Genomic DNA, 9,316 nt, shown 5'->3' with positions numbered 1-9,316 from the left:
ATGTGTTGAGCAAGCAGTGTCAACACATAAAACTTATAATAATTGGAAGGGTTTGAACGGATTATCGTTCGCATCGCCTTCCTATTAGATAATAATACATTTACACTTTAAAATTATATATAACCTTTACTTTACCGTTTTCCCTCACTTCAATACGTTTAACTAACATAAGCAATAATTCACGGTTAAGTTCACCGAACGAAGTTAGCTTTCCTATATCGGGTAAAGTTGGTTTACTGCTTTCCTGTTCTTTCAGTAATTCGGTTAACTTCTGCTTTGCATCCGATGACTCTCTGCTAATCCGTTCAATCATTTCATGATACTGTTCTCTGGTGATATCACCGTCAAGCCATTTATCTTCTGCCACTTTTTTGCGCTGCTCGAATTTTCCAATTTGCTTTTTCAAAGTTGCAGTTTCCTTCTTCAATGCTCTCTTCTCATTCTCAACTTCTTTATCCATTTCTTTTAGAATAGCATCTCTATCAACGTGGTCACCAATTAACTTCCCAATGTCACCTAGAATTAGCTCCACCAAATCATTCTCATAAATAGAATGTCGGGAGCAATAATTTTTACCCCTCAATTTGTAATTCCCACACATATAATGCGTTTTCCCATACGAGCGTTTGACACAATGCATGCCTGCGCCACAATCAGCACAATATAGGACATAAGAGAATAGATTTGGCTTACCGCTAGTTTTCTTTTTTCCTTTACGGTTTATCAGGTCTTGTACAACCATAAATTGCTCTCTGGAAATGATAGGGGGATGGTTATTTTCTATTATTACCTGTTCCTCCTTGTCCTTTTTCTTACGCTTCGTACTTCCTAGAGCTGCTGCCTGTTCCTTTTGTGCAACTAGATCACCTATATAGACAGGATTGGTTAAAATATATTTTATTGTGCTTTGATACCAATATTCGGTCTTATACTTCCTTTCTTGGGTTTGAGCTGGTGTTGGAATACCTTCCTCATTCAAGCGGTTAGCGATGGCCTGCATTCCCAAAACCCCATCCTGATACCAATCAAATATACGCTGAACGATGTCTGGCGTTTCATCATTCGCAAGAACTAGTTTCTTATCTACCTTTTGGTAACCGTAAGGTGTATACGACCCCGTAAATTCACCACGCCTCGCCCTTGCTTTTTCTGCAATTCGAATCCAATCGGATGTGGTTTGGCTTGACATCTGATACACCATCGAATACATAGCCAATTTACTTTGCCAATCATGATTTTCGGTGTCAATTCCTTCTGATAAAGCAATAAACCGAATACCCTTTTCTGCTAGTTGAGGGACAATCGTATTTAGTTCTCCTACACTTCTTCCAAAACGGCTTAAGGATTTGACGAGAATAACGTCAAACTTCTTAGACATTGCATCATGAATCAATCGCTTAAACTCATCTCTTTTTTTGAAGCTTGACTGCCTTTCACTATAAGGCTCATACAATACCCAACCATCTTGTTTACGAATATAGTCCAGCAATCCCTCCGCTTGATTAATGACCGATGATTCCTGTTCTTCAAAAACCGTAGATACACGAACGTATGTCGCTATATTCACTTTCATTCCTCCATTTAGAGGAACGCCTAAACTGTTCGTATTATAGCTCATAGTTGCTCACCTTTGAACTGTTTTTTAAGCCAAGAACTAAGAATTGTGGACAATGTCAGTTCACCTTCAAACACTCTTTCTACAATTTCACCAGCATCAAAATTTTCAGGACAAGAAGTGCCTTCTTTAAAATTTGGGTCTACAGTTGTACTTGTACTTTGCTGTGCATTCAATTGTTTCACTCTCCATTTGTTGTTTTTGGGAGTTACTAACTCCTGAATGCTATAAACATTTTCAGTAAGCAGGTGTAGAAATTTAATCTGGATCTAGACTTTTATAAAATCTTTCTTTTTCAGTTTTTCAACTCCTGAAAGTAAACAAAAAAATACCAACTAAACTGACAAAAGCGAATTAGTAATCGCCACTAGAAAGTTTGTTGGTATTTTTTCCGCTTATTCCTTTGATTCTCTCAATGCCCTGTAAAGCACCGAAGGAGAAACACCTGTAATTTCTTTTATTTCTCTTATGCTGTGCGTTTTGGCTTCATAAAGTTTGATTGCTTTCTTCAAAGTTCCTTTGTCCGTTTTAGGTCTACCGCCAACTCTGCCTCTTGCTCTGGCGGATGCCAGCCCTTCGCATACCCTATCTCGTATAGCGTCGCGCTCAAATTGACTCAGTGCCGCCAATACGGTAAGCATCAACTTTCCTGTTGATGTTGAAAAATCGAGCTGCTCTTTAATAGAAATATAGGTAATGCCTCTATTTTGCCAACCATCTAAAATAGTTAGTAAATCCTGTGTAGAGCGTGAGAGTCTTGAGAGGCTTTCAGTAATAACCGTATCACCAGACCGTAAAACTTTTTGAAGATCATCTAATGCTGGTCTGTTGAATTTCGTACCACTGATTTTATCTGTAAAAATGTCTTCCTCATTTACACCATACTCAATAAGAACGTCTGTTTGTCTATTCAGTGATTGATCCTGGGTGCTGACTCTAGCATATCCAAATATTTTTCCGCCCATTTAATTCATATCCTTTCAGACTTGAAATATTTTAGAAAAACAGTTTATAAAACTTTTTTTGACAAACACTGTACAAAATTTAAACTAAAAGCCATATACCGGAATGTCCAATAAGATGGTTAATGGGAACTTGATTTTGACAATAATACTGGCAAAGATAACATATTATCAAACCCCCATATGTTTGTTACACTTGATACCTTGCCTAATACAATAGTTAAAGAGAAAGCAAATGTAGAAAAAATCCCCTTTACGGAATGACCAAAATCCCATAAAGAGGAAGGAATGTTATTGGCACTTTCAGACAGAAAACAAACACAGAAATTAACATTACTCTAAATTACGAATAGATATAATGTCCAAGACATGAACGGTTACAAATTCATTGCTGCGTGTTAAGTCTGGTAAAATCAACTCATTAAATACAAACGGATTTTGCCATGAATCTTGAATCCTTTTAACTTGATAGGCATTATTTGTGTTAATCCATTTCGCAAGTATATCTTCTCGTAGTGAAGTAACCAATGGGTATTCTTCTCCTTCCACCAAATAGGTCATCACTACCCGATGGCTTCCTAAAAAGCGGATAACCCTGTCGATATAATTTCCAATGATATACATTGGAATAATTACCGTTCCATCTTTTCTGCTGTTGATTCGGCATTTTTGAAGTTTTAATCCGCCATTGTCATTCACTAGTTTAACAACTTCGAAAATTCCACTTGTTAGTTCAAAATGACTCGTGGAGATCTGCTCAATAAAACTATCAACTTTCTTTCGCTTTTCAGTTTCCGCTAAGTCGTTAGCCAAAGCATGAATGATCCCAAGGTTTTTAGTTGCAAAGAAACTAGTTTTTCCGTTTCGGGTTGACGTTTCCACATAACATAGACTACTGTTTAAATTATAGGAAGAAATAAGCGAATCTTTATATTTCTTCTCAAATCCCAACGGAAGCGGCAAGCCCATTTGTCGAAGCTCTTCTACGTTATAAAAGGCAACCGCTTCATCCAAGGTGCCACACTCAGTTACAATCTCGCTGATATGAACGGATCGAAAAGTAGGTAATGATTCACTACCAAACGTTGTCAACAACCCCTTTGCACTACGATCATGCATGTCCCTATGAAATGGATTATTAGAACATAAAGCTGGTGCAATCGAACAAGGCGAATACTGAAAGTACTGATGCTGGCGTTTTTTACGATTCTCATTGCTAAGCATGATTTAACTCCTCCTAAACTTTATTTTCAAAAGAATATAGATCTTGATGCACCTGCAACTCTGCTTTATTAAAAAGTTTCATAGTTTAATAAAAAAAAACATGAGCTTTTTATATCCAAATTTCTCCATAGTATGAATTATTCTCTTCCCTTTACTTGGCATAAATATTATCATTCTTCAATCGTTGCACAGCTTGTTTAACATCCAGTTCATCGTTAAAATAGCGAATAAGAATGTCCCTTTCAGCAATAAAACTTCTATCGTTTTGGAGCAGAATGTACAATAAATGCATCATTCTGTCTCGGTCAAGTGTTCCAATCATTTCTTCAATATGCTTGTTCGTCATCAACTTTAAAAAGCGGAGTTCTCGTTCGCAAACTCTTAAATCTACTTCCGTTTTCTTTTTTGCACTAGGGCAAAGATCAAGTACTCCATCTAGAAACCAAGTTGAAGGTACGGTTTGTCCCGTACCTAGCAAAAACGCTCTTTCTGCTGCCACAACATCTCCATTAAGAAGCAGGTCAAGTGCCACACCAATTTGCTTTTCTTCTAACCTTTTTGCAGCATACGATACAGAAACTTGAAGCGAATTAAGGGTTACTCCAAATTTTTTGGCTACTGCTTGGTAAGAATATTTGCTTTGTAAAAATTCCCTAATCTTATTTTTCATTTGCTCGTGCTTAAGCCATTGGTAACTGTTCACGTATGAAATTATTTTCGATAAGAGCCTCATCTTTTCCAATTCTATTTCCAATTCCTCTTCTGGAAGTTGTGTATCTAAGTTTGCTTTTACTGTTCGAAATGTTTCTTCTAATCTACGAAAAATTATCATGACTCTTCCTCCTCATGTAATATAAATACCTTATTACGTTTTTGTCTAAGTCCAACTAAGCAAGCATTATTCCGTCCCTAAAATATTGGAAGGAAAATATATTAAAATAAAATGGAAGAAAAAATTAAAATAATTCACTATCGTTTTTATTCGTAGAATTTGTTTTTGCAAAAAAGCCGAAGATAGACAAAGGCTATGGCGATTTCCAAAAGCTTCTAAAAACAAAAATAGCAAACGGTTTGAATAAGTAAAATTTTTAAGTAATAAGATTTTTTCTCTGTCTTCCATTCGCCATTACTAGCGAATTTCTGCCCTCGTGTAATTATTTTCCGCCCATAAAAAAATCTGAAAGCAAATTACCAAAGTTTTGCTTTCAGATTATAAAGTTCATTATTTATGCTACACGTTCAATAGTTCATATAAAGGTACAGGGACGTCTCTGGTCTTGACTTCTTGCCTGCCTCATTTACTGCTACTCTCGACATATACTTGGTACGAATAACCTCGAAGCGAAATCCCAATCCCGTGTACAATTTATGAATTTGATAATTTTTACTGTGGCAAACCATTGCTTTTCCTTTGATACAAGCGAGCATCTTTGCCAATTGGCTGTGGTCAGCAAGCTTAAAATCAGCATTATAATAATCTGTTCCATCGTAATAAGGCGGATCAGCCATGATAAAAGCATCTTGTTCATTTCCGTATTTCTTGATAATTTTTTTAAAGTCTTTATTTGTTATTTCTACCCCTTGAAACCGCTTCGATACTGCATAAAACCTTTCACATTCTTTATGATATAATGCTGAATTATTCCGGTCAGGCGTACTAGACTTAAACCCTCGAGTGTTTGCTCCTAAAAATCCAACCCTACTCAAATAGAAAAAGCGTACTGCCTTTTCTATGGGATTATCAGGAACCCCATCCTCAAGGAATTGACGATACATCTCTTCTGAATAAGGAAGGGAAGAACAAGCGTTATACAGACCAATCGGATTATCTCGAAGCACTTGAAAAAAATTCGTTACGTTTCCATCGATATCATTGTAGACCTCTGTAGAAACTTTCGGTTTTCGCAACAATACACTAGCTGTATTTCCAAACGGTTCAATATAGATATTGTGATCTGGCATGAATTCAATCATTTTTTTAGCGACTCTATTTTTACCACCAATTGCCGTAATAACGCTTCTAGTTGCATCCGCTTGAAAACGATGTTCTAATTTTTCATCTATTAATCTATTAAATACTTCCGTGATGCTGCTAGTGCCGTATTCGGACATTAAGAGTTCCAACTTATTTTTCGGAACACGCATGGATACTTTCATTGTTTCATCTTTTGTTTTCCTTTCCATTACAATCACCTGAAGTAATTATATACCAATAGGAAAGCTCCCTATCATATTAGGGAGCTTTTCTTTGAGTTTTACTGTTTGACCCTAGAAACTCAACTTCGTCTTTACCATCTTCGGAATCGAAGTCCTATCATAATAAGGAAACAAATTGTACTTCGGATAAAACGAAACAGGTATGGAGATATCTGCACCTCCAAAACGATTTTTAAGAACGGCTACCTCCATATCCCAAATGGGTTTTGACTTCGCTTTTTTAATGTCAAATTCCTTTTTCCCTATTCCAATATGTTGTAATGCTAGAATAAGGTCTGCGCCAAATTCTAACCCCCCAGATTCTTTTAGGCTATCCATGGTTAACGATTTGTCATAAAAATAACGAGCTATACTTGAAATTAGAATAATAATCATTTTGTTATTTTTTGCCAATGTTTGCAGTGTTTTTATCAGTATGTCTAGTCGCTCCTTATCGGTGTTTGCACCCTCGACTGCTACATTTTGAATAAAATCAATAATGACCACTTTTTGTTGACCAATTCCATAGGCTGAATAGGCGTTAAGAAGTGTAGTAATCTTGTTTAAGTCACTGCTAGTTTCCATATCTACGATTCTTAGCATTTTTGTACTATTTTTGAAGTTTTCACAGGCAGTTTGAAATACAGACGAATGAATAATATTTTCTAGGCTGTTCATCACTTCACTTCCAGAAAAGCCTTGTTTATTAGCAATTAAATAGGAATGTCGGCTTAACGATTTACTTGTCAGCTCTTCTTCGGACATATCGTTACTAAAATAAATCGTTTGGTGACCTAAACGATTGAAATGTTCCGCAAGTTGAATAGCGAAGCTGGTTTTTCCGTTCCCTGGTGGTGCGGTGATAATGCTTATACCCGTTCTAAAGCCCCCATGTAGCACTTTATCAATATCCGCATAACCAGTCGGGATGGTATTTCCGTATTTTCTGATTCTACCAATCATGGTTAGCAAGTTGTCTCCATAACCTACATTCATTTGAAGCAGATTTTGTTGGGCAAGTTCAACTTTTTCATCAAGTGTTGGACTATCGTTTGTTTGTACGTTTTCAATTTCTTTTATCACGTTCAATACGCTCCTTTATTTTGTGAAAGCAGTTGCTCAATATATATAATAGGCAACTGCTCTGCTAATATTTTCAAATATTATTTTTAATTCCTACCATCTGCACGTCCGAATTTCTCGAGTGGATTTGAGAATGAAGTCATATCTATGCTTTTTTCCTTTGCTGGCTGAATAAGACTCACTGCATAAGCTGAATCATAAATCTGCGCAACAGCTTCCATTGTTTGGGTTGGATCTTCAACATAAGCCTCACCAAGGTCTTTAAATTTTGATAAGAAATCAGCATCAATAATCCCTTTTTGGGGATAACGATGTAAGTAACAATGGACTCCTTTTTTTCGCAATTCAGTTGCAATTCTCAAGCCAGCAGTTAGCCCTGCAGGGTCATTATCCATAAGAATAATAGGGAATGTATCCCAAGAACATGATTCAATTAATGATTTGTAGTGGTCTTTACCATTAAGCGCAACGCAAGGAAAACCGATTTGTTCCATTATTATTGCATCTAATGCACTTTCAACCACAAACACAATGGCGTTGTCTTCGACCAAGCGGTTACCGTTAAACAAAGATACTGGAGTGTCTTTCTTCTTCCAATATTTTGGATAGTCACCTTGTCCTGTTTTGAATTTTCTTCTTGTATAAAACTGGGTGTCACATGGAATGACCAAGTACTTATTTCCTTGGTATTCCCAAAACTTGAGTTTGAATTTTTCAGCACTTTCAAGGGTGATGCCTCGCTGTTCCAAGAATCGTAAGCAATCCTGATCGTCCGTTACTAGTTTGTAATATCGACCAGTGGTTGATGCAAAAGCCTTTTCGGTTGAAGCAGGACGCTCCATCTTCTTCTGATAACCAGTGTTCCGTTTACTGCTGTTAACACGCATTTCGTTGGCTAGACTTACCCCATCTTCCACGAATAGTTCAATAGCTTTCAATTTTTGTTGCATAAAAGAGTTCATATTAAATACGTAACCAATGATGTCAAATATATCTTTGGTCTTACCAAGTTCCATGCATGCCCAACAATGAAGGTTCGAATTTTCCTCATCAAATTCCATAGATGGGCGTTTTTCAAATGTTTCTCCATGTGGCAAGAAGCATAAGATATTTCCGTATCTAGAAACTTGCGCTTCTCTTATAAGGGAGCCTAACATCTTCTTAAGCAATTGGGTTTGTTCTTCGCGATTACAGTTGAGAAACTTTTCTTTTGGGATTTTCCCAATGTTGGTTGGCTTTCCTTGTGCTAAGTCATTGAGTAAGTCGATCAATTTTTGAAACCACTTTGAGTTAGGATTATACTTATTGTTATTTTTCATTGCTTTTCTCTCCTCGTCCTCTATTATTGTTAAAACTAATGCGAATAACTTCATTAGGTGATGATACTTTCAACCTTGGAATGTTCACAGTTAGTTCCTGTAATTCATTGAATAGCACGGTCTTTTGTTCTAAAAGCTCCACGACCCCATCAAAGGCACGGTGTAGCTGGCGATTTTTGTAACTTGTACTGTTTTTGCTTACCCAAATTGAATATAAGGTTGGTATACAAGCTGCCAGCTCTCGGAGGGAAATGTGCGGCTTGCCCTTTCTACCTGCGGTTACTACAAGTCGAACTAATTCGATAACAATTAGTGCTGCCGTTTTATTTCGCTCCGCAACGATGGAAGCGTGGACTTTATCAGATTCATAGAATCCTCGCTCTCCAAATCTATCGAAGCAATCGGATAACATCATATTGAATGCATGATGAAGATAATGGCTAATTAACACAAGTTTCCCTGCTTGATAATGAATCTCAAGGAATGGGAATACCCCGAATTCTGGAATAACACCATAAACCGTGCGAAATACGTCCAACTTCTCAAGTAATTGGAAACCCTTGCTGCCTGTACTTAAGCCAAAGTATTTACTGAACTCTAAAACAGTCGTTTCAAATTGGATGTTATTTCGTAAATCAAATGGGTCACTTCTTATAAATGAATAAATGGCGTAAGGGAGAAGTGGCTCACGTAACGGTTTATTGATACTTACATCTACCACCTGTTCAAGGATATCTTCCATACTTAGAAGAACACCGTTATAATACAAATCATTTCCAATTAATTCATAACCCTCATCTTGTGGGTTAAATAAAGCCAGTTTGGATCCACCACTAGAAACGGACGTTCGTAGCATATCCCTGTAGCCAGGGAGTGTTTGGATTTTTAATCGATGATTCAAAACTTATCGCCTCTTT

At 36.9% G+C, this 9,316-nt stretch carries 9 protein-coding genes; all 9 read right to left on the bottom strand.

Annotated elements, in window-relative coordinates; genetic code table 11:
* Positions 1–100: 100 nt before the first annotated feature.
* Positions 101–1,618, bottom strand: coding sequence for a recombinase family protein (locus BAZO_RS00720; RefSeq protein WP_003329252.1), 1,518 nt, complete (start codon positions 1,616–1,618; stop codon positions 101–103).
* Positions 1,615–1,791, bottom strand: coding sequence for a hypothetical protein (locus BAZO_RS22140; protein WP_157382028.1), 177 nt, complete (start codon positions 1,789–1,791; stop codon positions 1,615–1,617). The genes BAZO_RS00720 and BAZO_RS22140 overlap by 4 nt, the downstream gene beginning before the upstream one ends.
* A gap of 219 nt (positions 1,792–2,010) precedes the next feature.
* On the bottom strand, positions 2,011–2,580 hold the full coding sequence (locus BAZO_RS00715; protein WP_003329251.1) for a recombinase family protein: 570 nt from the start codon (positions 2,578–2,580) through the stop codon (positions 2,011–2,013).
* A gap of 330 nt (positions 2,581–2,910) precedes the next feature.
* Positions 2,911–3,801: a hypothetical protein gene (locus tag BAZO_RS00710; protein WP_003329250.1), complete on the bottom strand. Its 891-nt coding sequence runs from the start codon at positions 3,799–3,801 to the stop codon at positions 2,911–2,913.
* 151 nt (positions 3,802–3,952) lie between these two features.
* Positions 3,953–4,633, bottom strand: coding sequence for a hypothetical protein (locus tag BAZO_RS00705; protein ID WP_003329248.1), 681 nt, complete (start codon positions 4,631–4,633; stop codon positions 3,953–3,955).
* Positions 4,634–5,040: 407 nt separating this feature from the next.
* Positions 5,041–5,985: a DNA adenine methylase gene (locus tag BAZO_RS21025; RefSeq protein ID WP_003329247.1), complete on the bottom strand. Its 945-nt coding sequence runs from the start codon at positions 5,983–5,985 to the stop codon at positions 5,041–5,043.
* Between the two features lie 84 nt (positions 5,986–6,069).
* Entirely contained in the window at positions 6,070–7,080 is a 1,011-nt protein-coding gene (locus BAZO_RS00695) for a DnaB-like helicase C-terminal domain-containing protein (RefSeq protein ID WP_039956808.1), read from the bottom strand.
* 86 nt (positions 7,081–7,166) lie between these two features.
* Positions 7,167–8,399, bottom strand: a complete 1,233-nt coding sequence (locus tag BAZO_RS00690; protein WP_039956805.1) for a toprim domain-containing protein — start codon at positions 8,397–8,399, stop codon at positions 7,167–7,169.
* Positions 8,389–9,300, bottom strand: a complete 912-nt coding sequence (locus tag BAZO_RS00685; protein ID WP_003329246.1) for a hypothetical protein — start codon at positions 9,298–9,300, stop codon at positions 8,389–8,391. The genes BAZO_RS00690 and BAZO_RS00685 overlap by 11 nt, the downstream gene beginning before the upstream one ends.
* Positions 9,301–9,316: the final 16 nt, after the last annotated feature.

Source organism: Schinkia azotoformans LMG 9581, from assembly GCF_000307855.1.
GTDB lineage: Bacteria > Bacillota > Bacilli > Bacillales > Bacillaceae_J > Schinkia > Schinkia azotoformans.
This window is presented reverse-complemented; position numbering and strand designations above follow the sequence as displayed.

Bases quoted from the DNA above. Each gene is read 5' to 3' on its own strand.
- BAZO_RS00690 (WP_039956805.1), bottom strand. From the start codon at position 8,399: ATGAAAAATAACAATAAGTATAATCCTAACTCAAAGTGGTTTCAAAAA.
- BAZO_RS00705 (WP_003329248.1), bottom strand. From the start codon at position 4,633: ATGATAATTTTTCGTAGATTAGAAGAAACATTTCGAACAGTAAAAGCA.
- BAZO_RS00720 (WP_003329252.1), bottom strand. From the start codon at position 1,618: ATGAGCTATAATACGAACAGTTTAGGCGTTCCTCTAAATGGAGGAATG.
- BAZO_RS00710 (WP_003329250.1), bottom strand. From the start codon at position 3,801: ATGCTTAGCAATGAGAATCGTAAAAAACGCCAGCATCAGTACTTTCAG.
- BAZO_RS00715 (WP_003329251.1), bottom strand. From the start codon at position 2,580: ATGGGCGGAAAAATATTTGGATATGCTAGAGTCAGCACCCAGGATCAA.
- BAZO_RS21025 (WP_003329247.1), bottom strand. From the start codon at position 5,985: ATGGAAAGGAAAACAAAAGATGAAACAATGAAAGTATCCATGCGTGTT.